The following is a 16025-nucleotide window of genomic DNA, read 5'->3' as shown; positions in this document are numbered from 1 at the left end:
CATCATTTGCTGGCGGGGCTGGACTGATCGCGCCGCGCCAGTTCGCGGCATAGTTCGGCTGTCGCTTCATCGACAGGGAAGCAGCATTCGATGTGCACCTCGTCCAGCGTGACGTCGCGCGGGGTGCCGAAGGTGGTGATGGTGGAGAAGAAGCGCAGCTCGCCGCCGTCGTGCCGCAGGATGGTGTTTTGCAGCGGCACGGCGCTCGCGTCCAGCTCGCGCAGCCGCCAGCGCGACGGCACGCCGGGGTAGGCCAGCATCTCGTCGAGCAGCGCGCGCGCCACGTGGTCGGTGGGCGCGCCGGCCACCACGCTGTGCAGGTGGCGCATCAGGTTGCCCGCCACTTCCTCCCAGTTGACGATGGCCGCGCGCAGGTCGGCCGGGTCGAATATCTGGCGCAGCAGGTTGCGGTGGGCAGTCCGCTTGCCGCCCATCACGTAACGGTTGACGCGGGCCGAGGCGCGGTTGGCCATCAGCACGTCCCAATGCCGGTTCATCAGCATGGCCGGATACGGTTCCTGCTGGCCGAGGATGAACTCGATCGCGCGCCGCATCTGGCTCAGTTCCGGCTTGACCAGCGCCGTCTCCGGGTAGCGCGGCGCGAAGCCGGCGGCCACCATCAGCGCGTTGCGCGCGCGCAGCGGCATTTGCAGCGTGTCGGCCAGGCGGGTCAGCACTTCGCGGCTGGGCTGGGCCTTGCCGGTTTCCACGCAGCTCAGGTGGCGGGTGGACAAGCCTGCGTCGAGTGCCAGGTCGAGCTGGCTCAGGCGGCGCGCGGTGCGCCACTCGCGCAGCAGGACGCCGGCGTGCGCGGGCGGGGTGTTTGGCGGGGAGAGGGATTCCATCAGCCCATTCTACCGCCCCGGGCGGCGCGGCAGCCATGACCTGCGAGGTCAAGCAGACATGATCTGTGAGGTCATTGATCCTGTGCGCGGCTTGGTTCAAGATGGTCATCCGTGCAATATCAACCCAGCGTTCACACCAGGAGCAGGCATGAAGCAACAATTGCAGATAGATGGCATCGACGTCCTCATCGAAGGGGAGGGCGACGAGACGATCGTCATGCTTCACGGCTGGCCCGACACCTATCGCCTGTGGGATGCGCAGGTGGCCGCGCTGGCGCCGCGTTACCGCTGCGTGCGTTTCACCTTGCCCGGCTTCGATTGCGGCAAGCCGCGCCGCGCGTTCGGCCTGGCCGAGATGCTGGCCACGTTCGAGCGCATCGTCGCCGAGGTCAGCCCCGGCCGCAAGGTGACGCTGATGCTGCACGACTGGGGCTGCGTGTTCGGCTACCAGTTTTACATGCGCCATCCGGAACTGGTGGAGCGCATCGTCGGCGTCGATATCGGCGACGTGGAATCGAAGGTCTACATGCAGTCGTTGTCGCTGGGCGCCAAACTGATGGTGGTGTGGTATCAGCTGTGGCTGGCCGTGGCGTGGAAGGTGGGTGGCCGCCTGGGCGACCGGATGACGCACTTCATGGTGCGGCTGATGAAGGTACCGGCCGATCCGCGCTACATCACGTCGGCCATGAACTTCCCGTACTACATCACCTGGACCGGCGCGCACGGCTCCTATCGCGGCCGCCAGCGCTTCGTGCCGGCCTGCCCGATGCTGTTCATCTACGGCAGCAGGAAGGCGTTCATGTTCCACTCGAAGCCATGGGCCGAGGCGCTGGCCAGCCAGCCGGGGTGCCGGGTGCTGGGCTTCAAGGCCGACCACTGGCCCATGGTGCGCGAACCCGGGGCGTTCAACGCGGCGGTCGCGGCCTGGCTGGACGAGACGGCCACCGGCGTGGCGCCGCAGGCCGAGCGTAAAACTGGCGGATAAACGTCATCCTCTTGGTACAATTGCGTTTTCGATATAACGGCACGTTTTCCCCCATGATAGATATCCAACTCCTTCGTAAAGACATCGCCACCGTCGCCGAGCGCCTGGCGACCCGCAAATTCCAGCTCGACGTGGCTGGTTTCAACGCGCTCGAAGCGGAGCGCAAGGCGATCCAGACCCGTACCGAAGAACTGCAAGGCAAGCGCAATTCGCTGTCCAAGCAGATCGGCATGATGAAGGGCAAAGGGGAAGATACGTCGGCCGTGATGGCCGAAGTGGGCGGCTTGGGCGACGAGCTCAAAGCCAACGAGACGGCGCTGTCGGCCCTGCAGGCCAAGCTCAGCGATTTCATGCAAGCCATCCCCAACCTGCCGCACGAATCCGTGCCGGTGGGCACCGACGAGACGGCCAACGTGGAAGTGCGCCGCGTCGGCACGCCGCGCAGCTTCGATTTCGAGGTCAAGGACCACGTCGACGTGGGCGCCGCGCTGGGCCTGGATTTCGACGTGGCCACCAAGCTGACCGGCTCGCGTTTCTCCGTGATGAAGGGTGGCATTGCCCGCCTGCACCGCGCGCTGGCGCAGTTCATGCTGAACACCCACACCGACGAGCACGGCTACACCGAGTGCTACACGCCGTACATGGTCAACGCCGATTCGCTGCGCGGCACCGGCCAGCTGCCCAAGTTTGAAGCCGACCTGTTCTCCGTGAAAAAAGGCGGCGCAGAAGGCGAGGGCGAGACCTTCTACCTGATCCCGACCTCGGAAGTGTCGCTGACCAACATCGTGCGCGACGAGATCCTGGCCGCCGATGCGCTGCCGCTGAAGATGACGGCCCACACCCCGTGCTTCCGCTCGGAAGCGGGCAGCTATGGCCGCGACACCCGAGGCATGATCCGCCAGCACCAGTTCGACAAGGTGGAAATGGTGCAGGTCGTGCATCCCGACACCTCGTACCAGGTGCTGGACGAGATGGTGGGCCATGCGGAAACCATTCTGCAACGCCTGGGTCTGCCGTACCGCGTGATGGCGCTGTGCACTGGCGACATGGGCTTTGGCGCGACCAAGACCTTCGACCTGGAAGTATGGCTGCCGGCGCAGAACACCTACCGCGAGATTTCGTCGCTGTCGAACTGCGAAGCGTTCCAGGCGCGCCGCATGCAGGCCCGCTTCCGCAATGCCCAGGGCAAGCCTGAGCTGCTGCATACGCTGAACGGTTCCGGCCTGGCCGTGGGCCGCACGCTGGTGGCCGTGCTGGAGAACTACCAGCAGGCCGACGGCAGCGTCGAGATCCCCGCCGTGCTGCGTCCGTACATGGGCGGCTTGACGCATCTGAAGGCGGACTGAGCCACATTGTGGGGTGGGGCGAACAAATTTTTTACGTTTTCCCTTCCAATTCAGTTTTGCTCTGCTATAATTTTGCCTTCGCAGCAGCAAGCGACAGTAGTTAGACCCGGAAAGGTGGCAGAGTGGTCGAATGTACCTGACTCGAAATCAGGCGTAGGGTTTCCCCCTACCGTGGGTTCGAATCCCACCCTTTCCGCCAAATAGGTCGTCGTTTGTTACAGACCACCCTTGTGCCAACGTTGTTGGCCGAGCGCTCGAAAAGAACACCGGAGAGGTGGCAGAGTGGTCGAATGTACCTGACTCGAAATCAGGCGTAGGGTTTCCCCCTACCGTGGGTTCGAATCCCACCCCTCTCCGCCAGGGTACCGTCCAGTCAGTTAGATGGACATCAAAGAAACCGCCATCCCAACACTGGGACGGCGGTTTTTTTGTGTTGATTCATTCAGGGTTGCCCAGCCTTACTGATATTTTGTGCGTGCTTTCAGGCCCAGCGACTGGACGATGGGCGTCTCGTGCTTGCCGATGTTGTCCATCTCCACCTCTTCCTGGTTGCTGGCGTAGTGGGACAGCCAGGCGTTGCCGTTCTGGCCCGATTCGCCCAGCTGGATGGCGTGACCCATCTCGTGCGCGAGAATGACCCAGGGCGGATACTCGGTCGAGCCGCCGTCGGCCGTGTTGTTGTGCCGGTAGCTGCCGCTCGGGTCCCAGACGATCACGGCGCCCGTCTCGCCACGGTTGGGCAATTCGTAGGTGGCGCTCGCATCCGAACCGTAGGGCACGAAAAAGCCGCCGCCGCAGGCCGGCACGATGTCGACCATGAATTTGAGGTTGCGGAACTTGTCGGCCACCTTCTTGCCCTCGGCGTTCTGGCTGATCTGCACCGAGGCGGTGATGACTTGCCGGCAGAAATCGTCATATTCCTGTGCATGCCCGTCCGGTGCGTTCGATTTGAACAGGAATTTCGATTGATCGTAAAGCCATCCCAGCGTCTTGTCGCCCGGACGTTTCCCGAATATTCTCAGCTTGCCCATCAACACTCGTTCATTTGGCATGGCAAATTCTCCTAGGTGGTGGCGAAAAAAACGCGCTGGTTTGTTCTTTATCTGCGACGGCGGGTACGGGGTGAGACGCATGCTAGGCTGGTGCGCAGGGAGCAAACGGCCGGGGCGCGGAGGGGCGACGGCGGCGCCGCGCAGCCCCGGCGGTATGTCAGCCCAATTTAGTTAAAAATTAGACGATTTGCAATCACTTTCTTGCGGCATGGCCCGGCGGGGCGTGGTGCGACATGCCCGTAGGCGCGCGCCGGTCGAGTACAATGCCTCGCTTCATCCACACACTCAGACACGCGCCTCCCGGCGCGCCAACAACACCATGAAACGACTGCTTTCCTCCAGCATTATCGGTCTGACCCTCACCTTCGCCTTGGCCGCTTGCAACCGCGCCACCCCGCCAGCTTCGGCCGACGCCGCCGCCGCGCCATTGCAAAAGATCGATGGCGTGGTCGGCACCGGCAAGGAAGCTGTGGCCGGCACGACGGCGGTGGTCAATTACACCGGCTGGCTGTACGAGCCGAATGCGCCGTTGAAGCACGGCGCGCAGTTCGATTCCTCGGTCGGGCGCGCGCCGTTCAGTTTCCAGCTCGGTGCCGGACAGGTCATCCAGGGTTGGGATGAGGGCGTGCAGGGCATGAAGGTGGGCGGCAAGCGCACGCTGATCGTGCCGCCGGCCATGGGTTACGGCGCCGGCGGCGCCGGCCCGATCCCGGCCAACGCCACCCTGATCTTCGACGTCGAGTTGCTCGAAGTACGTTAAGGCGTTTGCGCCTGGCGTCGCATGGCGCGCGGCGTGACGCCGAACCACCGCTTGCAGCTGCGCGTGAGCACCGACACTTCCGCGTAGCCGAGGATGTGCGCGATCTGCGTCATCGACGGCGCCATGGGCAGGTCGATCAGTTCCAGGAACTGCTCCTTGCGCACCGCGTCGACCAACTGTTCGAACGTGGCGCCTTCCGCCGCCAGCCGTCGCTGCAAGGTGCGCGGATGGAGCGACAGCGCGCTGGCGATGTCGGTGTGGCGCGCGTGGCCGGCGCTGAGGAAATGCCGCACCAGCCGGCGCACGCGCTCGGACAACAAGGTCTGCGGTTTGCCGCCTTGTTGCTCCAGATAACCTAGCGCCAATTCCTTCATCTGCGGGTCGTTGCCCGACACTTCCACTTTCAAATCGCTGACCCGCAACCGCACGGCCGCCACCGGCGCCCGGAATTGCACCGGGCAGTTGTACGCTTGCCGATAGGCCTGCTCGTCCGCGACCGGCGCGTGCGGCAGCATCACCAGTTGCGGCGCGATGCGCGCCGCCGTCATCACACTCAATCCCTGGCAGACGATGCCCAGCGCCAGGCTGATCACTTGCGGCCGGGCCGTCAGCTTAGCGTGGCTGAGGTCGAACACCACGTCGATCAGGTCTGGCTGGCCGGGCACGATTTGTGTCTGCAGTTTCAATGCGGGGCTGTGGACGAACAGGTAGCGCGAGGCCAGCGCCAACGCCTCGCCCACCGTGCCCGCATGGCGCAGCAGCACCGCGATGGGGCCGAGGATGCTGATGCCGCGCGCCTGCGCCAGCCGCAAGCCCAGGTCGGGACAGCGTCCGAGCGAGGCCGAATATTCGAGCAGGTTGATGAAGCCCTGGTAGGACACCAGCATGTCCGGATCGTGCAGCGCCTGCAACGGGATGCCGAAGCGCGCCAGCAGGCTGGGCACGTCCAGCCGCAAGCCTTTGGCCAGGATGTCGAAAGTGGAGAGGGTCGCCGAGCGAACCAGGACCGTCATGAGCGCGCCGATGGTGGATGGAGGGTGTCTTCAAGTGTTAACTTATAGTCGCCAAATGTCAATACCGGGCCATCCGTTTCCAGCATGATATGGAAAAATCAACAAAGGAGACAGTGATGGCCAACGGCGCTCAAGCAATGCTGCGCACCCTGATCAACGCAGGCGTGAATGTCTGCTTCACCAACCCCGGCACATCGGAGATGCACTTCGTGGCCGCGCTCGACGGCGCGCCGGAGATGCGCGCCGTGCTGACCCTGTTCGAGGGCGTGGCCACCGGCGCTGCCGATGGCTATGCGCGCATGGCCGACAAGCCGGCGTCCACGCTGCTGCATCTGGGCTGCGGCTTGGGCAACGGCCTGGCCAACCTGCACAACGCGCGCAAGGGCAGGGTGCCGATCGTGAATATCGTCGGCGACCACGCCACCTATCACACCAAATTCGATGCGCAGTTGCAGTCGGACATAGAGACGGCGGCGCGCAACGTGTCGAGCTGGGTGCGCACCTCGCAAAGTCCGCAGGCGCTGTGCCGGGACGTGGTGGAGGCCGTGGCGGCGGCCAAGGGCCCGCAAGGGCAGGTGGCGACGCTGATCCTGCCGGCCGATGTGTCCTGGAGCGATGGCGCCGAGGCCTTGCCGGCGCAGCCGGTGGCCCCGCCGCCGCGCGCGGACGAGGCCGTCATCGACCGGATCGCCGACGTCCTCAACGCGGGCGGCAAGAACGCCTTGTTGCTGGGCGGACGGGCGCTGCGCGAGCCGGCCTTGCTGGACGCCGCCCGCATCGCGGCCAAGTGCGGCGCCAAGCTGTACGCCGAGGTGTTCCCGACGCGCATGGAGCGCGGCGCCGGCTTGCCGCACGTCGAGCGCATCGCCTATCTGGCCGAGATGGCCTCGGTGCAGCTGGCCGGGCTCGACAACCTGATCCTGGTCGATGCCCGCTCGCCCGTGTCGTTCTTCGCCTATCCGGGCAGGAAAAGCGACCTGGTGCCGGAAGGCTGCAAGGTGCACCAGCTGGTCTTGCCGGCGCAGGACGCCGTTGGCAGCCTCCATCGTCTGTGCCAGCGGATGGACGCCGGGCAGGCCACGCCCGTGCTGCAAGCGGCGCAGCGCCCCGGCCGGCCGCGCGGCAAGCTGTCCGCGCCCAAGGTGTGCAAGGCCATCGGCCACCTGCTGCCCGAGAACGCCATCATCGTCGACGAGGCGCAAACGTCGGGCACCATGCTGCCGATGTTGACGGCCGGCGCGCCGCGCCACGACGTGCTGGCCCTGACCGGCGGCGCCATCGGCTACGGGCTGCCGGCCGCGGTCGGCGCGGCGGTGGCGTGTCCGGAGCGGCAGGTGCTGGCGCTGGTGGGCGACGGTTCCTCGATGTACACGCTGCAGGCGCTGTGGACGATGGCGCGCGAGAAGCTGAACGTGGTGTCGATCATCTTCAACAACGGCTCCTACGGCATCCTCAACGTCGAGCTGGAACGGGTGGGGGCGGAGAAGGCCGGCCCCAAGGCCAGGTCGCAACTGGATTTGAAGCATCCCGGACTCGACTTCGTGCATCTGGCGCAAGGCATGGGCGTGCCCGCCGTGCGCGCCACCACGGCCGAGCAGTTCACCACGGCGCTGGAACGCGCGCTGGCCACACCGGGCCCGCATCTGATCGAAGCCGTGGTGCCGAGCGCGTTCTCCGGACTCAAGCTGCGCCTGCTGCCCTACGTGCTGCGCTCGCTTGAACGCCTGCCGCAGCCGGTGGCGCACGCCATCAAACGCAAGGTGGCGCCGTGAGCCAGCCGCTGCGATCCGATGTGCTGGTGGTGGGCGGCGGCCTGGCCGGCATCGTCACCGCGCTCGAATGCCTGCGGGCGGGCAAGCGCGTCACCGTGGTCGACCGCGACAGCCGCGAACGGCTCGGCGGCCTGGCGCGCTGGGCGTTCGGCGGCATGGCGCTGGTCGGCACGCCGTTGCAGGCGCGCATGAAGATTCCCGACACGCCGGAACGCGCGCTGGCCGATTGGATACGGTTTGGCGAACTGGGCGTGGCCGACACGCTGCCGCTCGCCTGGGCGCGCCATTACGTCGAGCATGTGCGCGGCGACGTGTACGACTGGCTGCTCGGCCATGGCCTCAAGTTCCTGCCGGCCGTGAACTGGGTCGAGCGCGGCCGTTTTGGCGACGGCAATACGCTGCCGCGTTATCACGTGCTGTGGGGCACGTCCCGCCTGATGACGGTGACGCTGATCGCGGCAATGGAAACGGCCGGCGCGAACGGCAAGTTGACCGTGTTGAGCCGCACCCGTATCGACGGGCTCGACTATGCGAACGGCGCGCTGCGCGGCGCCCACGGCGTGAACGAAGAGACGGGGGAGGCCTTGCGCTTCGCCGCGCCGGTGGTGGTGCTGGCCATGGGCGGTCTCAACGGCGGCCACGCCGAAGTCCGCGCCAACTGGCCGGCCGACCGGCCGCAGCCGGCTGGCATGCTGAACGGCGCGCATCCGTATTCGGACGGCAAGCTGCACCGGCTGGTGGCGGGCATGGGCGGGCGCATCGCGGCGGCCGGCGAAATGTGGAACTACGCCGCCGGCTTTCCCCATCCGCAGCCCCATTTCGAGGGGCACGGCTTGTCCGCCATCCCCTGCAAATCGGCGTTGTGGCTCGACCACCGGGGCCGGCGCATCGGCCCCGATCCGCTGGTGACAGGGTTCGACACGCACCACCTGTGCCAGCGCGTGGCGGGCCTGGAACAGGCGTGGACCTGGCATTTGCTCAACTGGCGGATCGCGGTGAAGGAGCTGGCCATCTCTGGCGCCGAGCACAACCAGCGCATCCGCGACCGCCAGTTGTTCGCCTTCCTGCGCGAGACGCTGCTCGGCAATCACCGCCTGGTGCGCCAGCTCGCGCGCGAGAGTCCGGACGTGCTGGTGGACGACACGCTGGCGGGACTGGCGGCCAAAATGAACGCGCTGGCCGGCGGCGACCATGTGCGGGCGGAGGTGCTGCAGGCGACCGCCGATGCGTTCGACGCCAACTTCGCCCACGGCGACAAGCTCCACAACGATGCGCAGTTGCGCCGCATCGTGCACGCGCGCCAGTGGGGCCCGGACCGGCTGCGCACCTGCAAGCCCGCTCCGTTGCAACAGCGCGGCGCCGGTCCCTACATCGCGATGCGGATGCAGCTGATCACGCGCAAGAGCCTGGGCGGGCTGGTGACGGACCTGCGCAGCCGCGTGCTGGGCGCCGATGGTCGGGCGCTGGCTGGTCTGTACTCGGTGGGGGAGGCGGCCGGCTTTGGCGGCGGCGGCGCGTGCGGCAAGCGTTCATTGGAGGGCACCTTCTTGCCAGGCTGCATCCTGACGGCCAGGGCGGCCGCGCGTGACATCAATCAAATGTTATAACATTGTTCTTGATGCGCATGGCGGGGTGGTATAGCATAGGCATAACGAAGGAGTTCATATGCGCATCGCTATCCGCCGTATCGGCAATTCAAGAGGCATGATCATTCCAACCGCGCTGTTGGCGCAGATCGGTCTGACGGACGAGGCCGATGTTTCCGTGGAAGACGGCGCCATCGTCGTGCGTGCTCCTGCCCAGCCTGCGCGCAGCGGATGGGCGGAAGCAAGCAAGGCACTGGCTGCAACGGGGGATGATGCCTTGATCTTGCCGGAGTTTGCCAACGACGAGGATGAGGCGATCGCATGGTAAAACGGGGCGATATCTGGCTCGTTAATCTCGACCCGACCGTGGGCAGCGAAATCCAGAAATCACGCCCCTGCGTGATCATTTCTCCGCCCGAAATGCACGGTTATCTGCGGACAGTGATCATCGCGCCCATGTCGACGAAAAGCCGGGCCGCGCCATTTCGCATTCCGGTTACGCATGGCGGTAAGCAGGGCCTGGTTCTCCTGGATCAGATCCGCACCGTTGACAAGGCCAGGTTGATGACCAGACTAGGCGCCATTCTTCCCAAGACATTGGCTGCCACCTTGCAGACGTTACAGGAAGTGTTTGCCGAATAGTGGATGGGCGCGTCTTGTTCGGCAGTGCCGGCATGAAAATTTGGCATTTTTAATCAATCGATAATATCATCCTGTCTCGCGCATATCGTCGCGCAACCATGGGAGTGAAGATGAAATCGATGAAGATGCTGGCGCTGGCTGGCTTGATGACGGCGGCCAACCTGGCCTCGGCCGCGGCCACGCCCAGCGCCCCGGCCATGCCTGATGCGCAACAGGTGCAGGCCGCGCATGACCTGCTGGCCGCCATGCAGGCCGAGAAGATGATGCGGGCCACAGCCGGCATGAGCCGCTATCCGACCCCGCAACAGCGCCAGGCCGTGTTCGACAAGCTCGACAAAGTGCCCGCCGAGCAAATCTATAAGCGCCTGTCCATCCCCGTGGCGCGCCTCGTCTCGACCGAGACGGCCACGGAGATGACGCGCTATTACCAGTCCAGCTACGGCCAGCGCGTGCTCAAGCAAACCTACAACAGCGGCCCCTCGCTGTACGACACGGCGCCCGTGCCCACCGCCAAGGAAAAGGCGGAACTGAAGCGGGCCGCCTTTGTCAAAGCCGACAAGGCGTTCAAGGAGGCGGAACCGGCCATCCGTCATGAAACGTTTGTGTTGCTGACGGCGATCAGCCGCTGACGGCCGCGCGCGTCGCGCGCGTGTCCGGCGCGGCGCCCTTGAAAAACCGCGTTCCGTCCCCGATCTGTTTTGGAAGGTGTTTTGCCTGACAGTTGAGGAGGACGACATGATGATCCCCGCCACGATGTCCACCGTGCCCGAGCCAGTGTGGCGTGCCCACACCACGCCGGAGCCGGACATGCCCCCGCCCAAGCCCGAGAAAGAGCCGCCGCCGGACGAGATGCCTTCGCCCGAGCACGCGCCGATCGAGGAACCGACCCCGCCCCGCACGCCGATCCAGACCTGATCGGCGCGTGCTGAGGCAGCGGCGGCGCTGTGGCAGGCGCCGGCGATTTCGTATGTTTGTTTCATTTTTGTTGCTCATCGGATACAAATCTGCGGCTTTGTGTCCGCCGTCACACAGCCGTCACGGAAGCGTTTATATAATTTATTCGCGACATCGTTTTCCCGTTCACGGAGGCCATCATGGGCAATTCCTTACACAACAAAATCTACCTCGGCCGCCGTAGCGTCGCAGTGCTGAACAGCAAGCGGGTGCAAGCGATGCTCTGTGTCGGGGCGTTCGCCAGCATCGGCCTCGTGTGGCTGGCGATCCGGGCGTTCAAGTAAGCGCGTTGATCACCTGCGCGCCGCTGCGACACCGCGCACCCTCCCGCCCGGGAGGGGCGTAGGGAGCGGCTTGCCTTGCCGAGGCTGGGCCGTGCGCGTACCATGAGGGCCGCTGTTGTCTCTTATGGAAAAATTGGTAATGAAAAACGTGAAATTGACGCAAGACGAATACGACGCACTGGCCGAAGTGGCGCGCGGCCTCAAGGGCGACCGTGTGAGCGCCTGCGTGGGCCGCAACACCAAACGGCTGGCCGGCATCAAGCTGTTCAGCGTCGCCAAGAATGGCCGTCTGTCGCTGACGGACAAGGGCGAGCAAGCGCTGTTCCTGCGCCGCTGCATCGTCAGCATGCGGGCGCTGGACGCCGATCCGCTGGCGCCGCTGGACGCGGACGTGGCCAACTTCCTCGGTAAAAAATCCCACATCGCCGCCAACGCCGATGGCGCCGGCTTCACCCTGACCGACAAGGGCCGCGAATCGCTGGCCGATATCGACAGCCAGGGCCTGTAAGCGCGCGCCGTTGCGCCGCGCGGCTCAGCCCGCGCTGGCCTGGCGCAACTGCATGATGTCGAGTTTCTTCATTTTCATCATGGCCTGCATCACGCGTCCGGCCTTGGCGGGATCGGGATCCATCAGCAGGGCGGGCAGCAGGGTGGGCACGATCTGCCATGACAGCCCGAACTTGTCCTTGAGCCAGCCGCACATCTGCGCCTCCGGGTCGCCGCCCTCCGTCAGCCGGCCCCAGTAGTAATCCACTTCCTGTTGGTTGTCGCAGTTGACCTGCAATGACAGCGCTTCGTTGAAGTGGAACTGCGGGCCGCCGTTGAGCGCCGTGAAACCCACGCCGTCGAGTTCGAACGCGACCACCATCACGGAACCGGGCGGCTTGCCATGCATTTCCTGTCCCGCCTCGCCATAGCGCGACACACTGGTGATTTTCGCGTTGTTGAAGATGCTCGTGTAGTGCTGTACCGCGTCTTCCGCCTGGTGATCGAACCACAGGCAGGGAGTGATCCTTTGTATGCTGACCATGACGTGCTCCTGTCGTTGAGGGGAGGGCGTGCGCGCCGGACGCCGGTCTCGACGCAGCGGTCAGCCTAACAGGATTGTGCAGTGCGGGGCGCGCGCGTGCGCGGCCATGCGGGCGGCGCGGACGGCCGGCATGGCCGTCCGGGCTCAGGCGCCGAGGGCGGCCGACTGCGCTTGCATCTGGTCGGCCAATCGGGCGACGGCGGCGGCGGTGGCCGGCAGCGCGGCCAGCACGGCTTCGATCTGGGCGGTACAGGCGGCCGGATCGGCCGTGCCGCGCAACGTCGCCTCCGCCTGCGCCGCCAAGGCGGCCAGCGCCTCGGCGCCCACCGTGCCCGACACGCCCTTGAGCGTGTGCAGCACCGGGGTGGCCGTGTCCAGCTGGCGTGCGGCCACGGCGTCGCGCAGGGCGGCGCTGCTGCGCTCGACCTCGGCCGCATAGCTGCGCAGCGCCATCAGGTAGACCGGGGCCAGTCCGCCCATGCGGGCCAGCGCGGCCGCGCTGTTCAGCTGGACGGATGGTGCGGCCGCGTCGTTCTGTGCGGACGTGGCGCGCTCATCGGCATTGCCGGCGGGATTGGCGGGATCGGCTGCCGTGGCCGTGGCCATAGGGGCGGCACCGGCACCGGCACCGGCACCGGCATCGGCATCGGTACCGGCATCGGCACCGGCTCCGGCTCCGGCTTGCGCCGCCGCGCCGGCGTCCGGACGCGCATGGCGCAGGATCACGGCGATCAGTTGGCTCAGGTCGAACGGCTTGCCGATGTGGTCGACCATGCCGGCCGCCAACGCGGCGGCGCGGTCGGCCGGCATGGCGTTGGCCGTCATGGCCACGATGGGCGGGGCCAGCTCGCCCAGCCGGGCGCGGATCTGGCGCGTCGCTTCGTAGCCGTCCATGTCCGGCATCTGGATGTCCATCAGGATCAGGTCGGGCCGCTGGCCCGAGCGCAGCAGCGCGTCGATGGCGGCCTGGCCGCCGCCGGCCACCTCGACGTCGGCACCATCGTTGCCGAGCAGCTCGCCGGCCACTTGCTGGTTGGTGGGATTGTCCTCCACCAGCAGCAGGCGCAGGCCCGCCAGCCGCTGCTGCGAGCGCGGCGCCACGGCCTTCGCCGGGTCGCGCTGGTGCAGGCGCGCGTCGGCCACCACGTTGAACATCATCGACGCCGTGATCGGCTTGACCAGCACCCCGTCGAGCACGGGCTCCAGCTCGGCCTGGCGCCGGGCCAGCAGTTCGCGGTCGTAGGCGGTGACCATCACGATCAGCGGCGTCTTTCCCGCCGGCAGCAGGCGGCGGATCTGCCAGCTCGTTTCCCAGCCGTCCAGTGCCGGCATGCGCCAGTCGATGAACACCACGTCGTAGGGGCGCTCGGGGGCGCGCCGCGCCACGGCGGCCAGCGCGTCGTAGCCATTGTCGGCCACGTCCACGCGCCAGCCGAACGAATGGGCGATCTCGCTCAGGATCTGGCGCGCGCTGGCGTTGTCGTCCACCACCAGGCACTCCAGGTTCTGCAATCGCAGGGTGTCGGCCGCCGGCAAGGCCACCGGCTGCGCCGCCGCGGCCGGCGCGGGCGCCGCTGGCAAATCGATCACGAAGCTGAACACGCTGCCCTGGCCCAGCTTGCTGTCCACCTGCAGCGTGCCGCCCATCATGCGCGCCAGCCGCTGGCTGATGGCCAGGCCCAGCCCGGTGCCGCCGTAGCGGCGCGCCGTCGACGCCTCGGCCTGCGAGAAGCCGTCGAAGATGTGGCGGCAATGGTCGGGCGAGATGCCGATGCCGGTGTCGCTGACGGCGAACGCGATCGCCAGTCCCCGTTCGCTGCGCCCGGCCAGCGTGGCCGACAGCACCACCTCGCCCGAGGCGGTGAACTTGATGGCGTTGCCGGCCAGGTTGAGCAGGATCTGCTGCAGCCGCAGCGCATCGCCCACCACCCACGAGGGCAGGGCCGGGTCGATGCGGAACAGCACCTCCACGTTCTTGTCGCCCACGTTGGCCGACAGGATCACGGCCAGGTCGCGCCACAGCTTGTCGAGGCTGAACGGGTGCGGGTCGAGCGCCAGCTTGCCGGCCTCCACCTTGGAGAAGTCGAGGATGTCGTTGAGCAGGCCCAGCAGCGCGCGCGCCGCCGTCTCCGCCTTGCTCGCGTAATCGTGCTGGCGGCCGTCGAGCGCCGTCTGCTGCAGCAGTTGCAGCATGCCCAGCACGGCGTTCATCGGCGAGCGGATCTCGTGGCTCATGTTGGCCAGGAATTCCGACTTGGCGCGGCCCGCCTGCAGCGCCTGCTCCTTGGCCAGCAGCAGGGCGTCGTGGGCGGCGCGCGCCTCGGTGATGTCGGTGCTGCTGCCGACCCAGCTCAACACCGTGCCGTCGGCGTCGCGCTGCGCCAGCGCATGGTTGTCGAACAGCCGCCATTGGCCGTCGTGGCGGCGCAGCCGGCAGGCGAAGCGGAATTCGCGCCCGTTGGCCTGGGCCTGGCGCCAGGCCGCCGCCAGCGCCGGTTCGTCGTCGGGGTGGACGATGGCCGACCAGCGCGCGCGCTCCAGCAACTGCGCGGTCGGCACGCCCGTGTAGTCGTGCCAGTGGTGGCTGAGGAAGTCCAGCTGCAGGGCCGGGGTGGTGGTCCACACCATCTGCGGCAAGCCTTCCGTCAGCGAGCGCCAGCGCGACTCGGACGCCGTCAGCCGGGCCAGCGAGCTTTGCAGCGCGGCGTCCTTCTCCACCAGTTGCGTGAGCGACTGGTATTGCTTGCGCATGGCGATCCGCACGCTGGCCAGGAAGGCGCCGGCCAGCAAGTACATCACGCTGAGGAAGATGGTGGCGTTGCGGATCTCCTTGTGCCACGGCACGAGGAAGTCGTCGCTCGACAGGCCCACCAGCACGTAGACCGGGTAGTTGCCGATGCGTTCGACGTTGAACACGCGCCACTGGCCGTCGAGCCGGCTTTCGGCGCGGTAGGTGGCGTGCGCCCTGCCGGCCGCGAGCACCGCCTCGGTGGCGGCCGACAACCGCACCGGGCTGCCGATGACGATGCCGGGCGCTTCCGGATAGCGGTGCAGGATGCGGCGCTGGCTGTCGATCAGCACGATCACGCCGTGCGGCCCCGTGTTGAGCGAGGCGAACAGTTCGGTGATGCGCGAGGTGTTCATGTTGACGTAGGCGGTACCGCCGAAGCTGCCGTCCGGCTTGGTGAGCGCGTACATCAGCGGCAGCACCGATTCGCCGCTGATGCGCGACTTGACGGGCACGCCGAAGATCAGATCGCGCTCGGTGCGGGCGCGCTGGAAGAATTCGCGGATGTTCAGGTCCTGCGGGTGGGCCGGGTCCACCTCGTCGCCGTAGATCACCAGCCCGTCCGCGTTCGAGCCGCGCACCGACTGCGCGTGCGGCGTGCGCTCCTTGAGCGTGCGCAGGTAGGCGCTGAAGGCGGCGTCGTCGAAATGGCCGCTCGCCTGCATGGCGCGGAATTCCTGCGCCGCGCGCCGCATCGACAAGTCCACCTCCTGGAAGTGCGACAGCAGGAAGTTCTCCAGCGCCACCGACAGGTTGCGCGACGTTTCACCGGCCGCCGCGTAGTAGCGCAGGCGGCTCTGGTTGAGCGCGTGGACGACGAAAATGGACAGGATCAGCAACACGGTGGCCACCGCCGCGACCAGCCGGGTGAAGAGTTTGCGCAGTTTGACCAGGGTGTCGAGGTTGGGAGCGGGCGGTGAACTGGCTGGCATGGATGGGCTCGTTGTTGCGGACCGGGGAGCGGGTGG

The 16025-nt window shown here is 66.6% G+C and carries 16 protein-coding genes and 2 tRNA genes; 13 read left to right on the top strand and 5 right to left on the bottom strand.

What is annotated here, in order from left to right; translation table 11 throughout:
- Nucleotides 1-2: 2 nt before the first annotated feature.
- On the bottom strand, nucleotides 3-845 hold the full coding sequence (locus AC1RQG_RS12135) for a helix-turn-helix domain-containing protein (RefSeq protein WP_493131597.1): 843 nt from the start codon (nucleotides 843-845) through the stop codon (nucleotides 3-5).
- 148 nt (nucleotides 846-993) lie between these two features.
- Here AC1RQG_RS12135 and AC1RQG_RS12130 point away from each other — a divergent pair, with 148 nt between their 5' ends.
- The 4 genes from AC1RQG_RS12130 (at nucleotide 994) to AC1RQG_RS12115 (ending at nucleotide 3536) form a co-directional block, all read left to right on the top strand.
- Entirely contained in the window at nucleotides 994-1830 is an 837-nt protein-coding gene (locus AC1RQG_RS12130) for an alpha/beta fold hydrolase (RefSeq protein ID WP_493131595.1), read from the top strand.
- Between the two features lie 53 nt (nucleotides 1831-1883).
- Nucleotides 1884-3176: a serine--tRNA ligase gene (gene serS / locus AC1RQG_RS12125; RefSeq protein ID WP_493131593.1), complete on the top strand. Its 1293-nt coding sequence runs from the start codon at nucleotides 1884-1886 to the stop codon at nucleotides 3174-3176.
- A gap of 108 nt (nucleotides 3177-3284) precedes the next feature.
- Nucleotides 3285-3375 (top strand) — tRNA-Ser (locus AC1RQG_RS12120).
- 69 nt (nucleotides 3376-3444) lie between these two features.
- A tRNA-Ser gene (locus AC1RQG_RS12115) sits at nucleotides 3445-3536 on the top strand.
- A 98-nt stretch (nucleotides 3537-3634) separates the two neighbouring features.
- On the opposite strand, the gene AC1RQG_RS12110 is transcribed toward AC1RQG_RS12115, so the two are convergent.
- Entirely contained in the window at nucleotides 3635-4228 is a 594-nt protein-coding gene (locus tag AC1RQG_RS12110; RefSeq protein WP_493131592.1) for a hypothetical protein, read from the bottom strand.
- Between the two features lie 319 nt (nucleotides 4229-4547).
- On the opposite strand from AC1RQG_RS12110, the gene AC1RQG_RS12105 reads away from it, so the two are divergent.
- Nucleotides 4548-4988, top strand: a complete 441-nt coding sequence (locus tag AC1RQG_RS12105; protein WP_493131590.1) for an FKBP-type peptidyl-prolyl cis-trans isomerase — start codon at nucleotides 4548-4550, stop codon at nucleotides 4986-4988.
- Here the strand turns inward: AC1RQG_RS12105 and AC1RQG_RS12100 are convergent.
- Nucleotides 4985-6001, bottom strand: a complete 1017-nt coding sequence (locus AC1RQG_RS12100; RefSeq protein WP_493131588.1) for an AraC family transcriptional regulator — start codon at nucleotides 5999-6001, stop codon at nucleotides 4985-4987. The two genes, AC1RQG_RS12105 and AC1RQG_RS12100, sit on opposite strands and share 4 nt — an antisense overlap.
- Nucleotides 6002-6117: 116 nt before the next feature.
- Between AC1RQG_RS12100 and AC1RQG_RS12095 the strand changes: the two genes are divergently transcribed.
- From AC1RQG_RS12095 to AC1RQG_RS12060, 8 genes are all read left to right on the top strand, one after another.
- Nucleotides 6118-7773: an acetolactate synthase large subunit gene (locus AC1RQG_RS12095; RefSeq protein WP_493131586.1), complete on the top strand. Its 1656-nt coding sequence runs from the start codon at nucleotides 6118-6120 to the stop codon at nucleotides 7771-7773.
- Nucleotides 7770-9380 carry an FAD-dependent oxidoreductase gene (locus AC1RQG_RS12090; RefSeq protein ID WP_493131585.1) on the top strand — a complete coding sequence of 537 codons (1611 nt, stop codon included), beginning with the start codon at nucleotides 7770-7772 and terminating at the stop codon, nucleotides 9378-9380. Before AC1RQG_RS12095 ends, AC1RQG_RS12090 begins: the two co-directional genes overlap by 4 nt.
- Nucleotides 9381-9438: 58 nt before the next feature.
- Entirely contained in the window at nucleotides 9439-9687 is a 249-nt protein-coding gene (locus AC1RQG_RS12085) for an AbrB/MazE/SpoVT family DNA-binding domain-containing protein (RefSeq protein ID WP_493131583.1), read from the top strand.
- Entirely contained in the window at nucleotides 9681-10001 is a 321-nt protein-coding gene (locus AC1RQG_RS12080) for a type II toxin-antitoxin system PemK/MazF family toxin (protein ID WP_493131581.1), read from the top strand. The genes AC1RQG_RS12085 and AC1RQG_RS12080 overlap by 7 nt, the downstream gene beginning before the upstream one ends.
- Nucleotides 10002-10111: 110 nt before the next feature.
- On the top strand, nucleotides 10112-10630 hold the full coding sequence (locus AC1RQG_RS12075; RefSeq protein WP_493131579.1) for a hypothetical protein: 519 nt from the start codon (nucleotides 10112-10114) through the stop codon (nucleotides 10628-10630).
- Between the two features lie 106 nt (nucleotides 10631-10736).
- Entirely contained in the window at nucleotides 10737-10916 is a 180-nt protein-coding gene (locus AC1RQG_RS12070; protein WP_493131577.1) for a hypothetical protein, read from the top strand.
- 179 nt (nucleotides 10917-11095) lie between these two features.
- The gene (locus AC1RQG_RS12065) at nucleotides 11096-11239 is read left to right on the top strand and encodes a hypothetical protein (protein WP_493131575.1); all 144 of its coding nucleotides are present in this window, start codon (nucleotides 11096-11098) and stop codon (nucleotides 11237-11239) included.
- A gap of 139 nt (nucleotides 11240-11378) precedes the next feature.
- On the top strand, nucleotides 11379-11747 hold the full coding sequence (locus tag AC1RQG_RS12060) for a hypothetical protein (RefSeq protein WP_493131574.1): 369 nt from the start codon (nucleotides 11379-11381) through the stop codon (nucleotides 11745-11747).
- 24 nt (nucleotides 11748-11771) lie between these two features.
- Here AC1RQG_RS12060 and AC1RQG_RS12055 read toward each other — a convergent pair whose 3' ends face one another.
- On the bottom strand, nucleotides 11772-12269 hold the full coding sequence (locus tag AC1RQG_RS12055; RefSeq protein WP_493131572.1) for a VOC family protein: 498 nt from the start codon (nucleotides 12267-12269) through the stop codon (nucleotides 11772-11774).
- Between the two features lie 144 nt (nucleotides 12270-12413).
- Nucleotides 12414-15989, bottom strand: coding sequence for a response regulator (locus AC1RQG_RS12050; RefSeq protein WP_493131570.1), 3576 nt, complete (start codon nucleotides 15987-15989; stop codon nucleotides 12414-12416).
- Between the last annotated feature and the right edge of the window lie 36 nt (nucleotides 15990-16025).

This window comes from Rugamonas sp. GW822-FHT03B10 (assembly GCF_058801745.1).
The sequence above is the reverse complement of the archived record's forward strand: the minus strand, read 5'-3'. Positions and strand labels throughout refer to the sequence as shown.

Coding starts and splice junctions, on each gene's coding strand:
- AC1RQG_RS12135 (WP_493131597.1), bottom strand. CDS start 845: ATGGAATCCCTCTCCCCGCCAAACACCCCGCCCGCGCACGCCGGCGTC.
- AC1RQG_RS12130 (WP_493131595.1), top strand. CDS start 994: ATGAAGCAACAATTGCAGATAGATGGCATCGACGTCCTCATCGAAGGG.
- serS (WP_493131593.1), top strand. CDS start 1,884: ATGATAGATATCCAACTCCTTCGTAAAGACATCGCCACCGTCGCCGAG.
- AC1RQG_RS12110 (WP_493131592.1), bottom strand. CDS start 4,228: ATGCCAAATGAACGAGTGTTGATGGGCAAGCTGAGAATATTCGGGAAA.
- AC1RQG_RS12105 (WP_493131590.1), top strand. CDS start 4,548: ATGAAACGACTGCTTTCCTCCAGCATTATCGGTCTGACCCTCACCTTC.
- AC1RQG_RS12100 (WP_493131588.1), bottom strand. CDS start 6,001: ATGACGGTCCTGGTTCGCTCGGCGACCCTCTCCACTTTCGACATCCTG.
- AC1RQG_RS12095 (WP_493131586.1), top strand. CDS start 6,118: ATGGCCAACGGCGCTCAAGCAATGCTGCGCACCCTGATCAACGCAGGC.
- AC1RQG_RS12085 (WP_493131583.1), top strand. CDS start 9,439: ATGCGCATCGCTATCCGCCGTATCGGCAATTCAAGAGGCATGATCATT.
- AC1RQG_RS12080 (WP_493131581.1), top strand. CDS start 9,681: ATGGTAAAACGGGGCGATATCTGGCTCGTTAATCTCGACCCGACCGTG.
- AC1RQG_RS12075 (WP_493131579.1), top strand. CDS start 10,112: ATGAAATCGATGAAGATGCTGGCGCTGGCTGGCTTGATGACGGCGGCC.
- AC1RQG_RS12070 (WP_493131577.1), top strand. CDS start 10,737: ATGATGATCCCCGCCACGATGTCCACCGTGCCCGAGCCAGTGTGGCGT.
- AC1RQG_RS12065 (WP_493131575.1), top strand. CDS start 11,096: ATGGGCAATTCCTTACACAACAAAATCTACCTCGGCCGCCGTAGCGTC.
- AC1RQG_RS12060 (WP_493131574.1), top strand. CDS start 11,379: ATGAAAAACGTGAAATTGACGCAAGACGAATACGACGCACTGGCCGAA.
- AC1RQG_RS12055 (WP_493131572.1), bottom strand. CDS start 12,269: ATGGTCAGCATACAAAGGATCACTCCCTGCCTGTGGTTCGATCACCAG.
- AC1RQG_RS12050 (WP_493131570.1), bottom strand. CDS start 15,989: ATGCCAGCCAGTTCACCGCCCGCTCCCAACCTCGACACCCTGGTCAAA.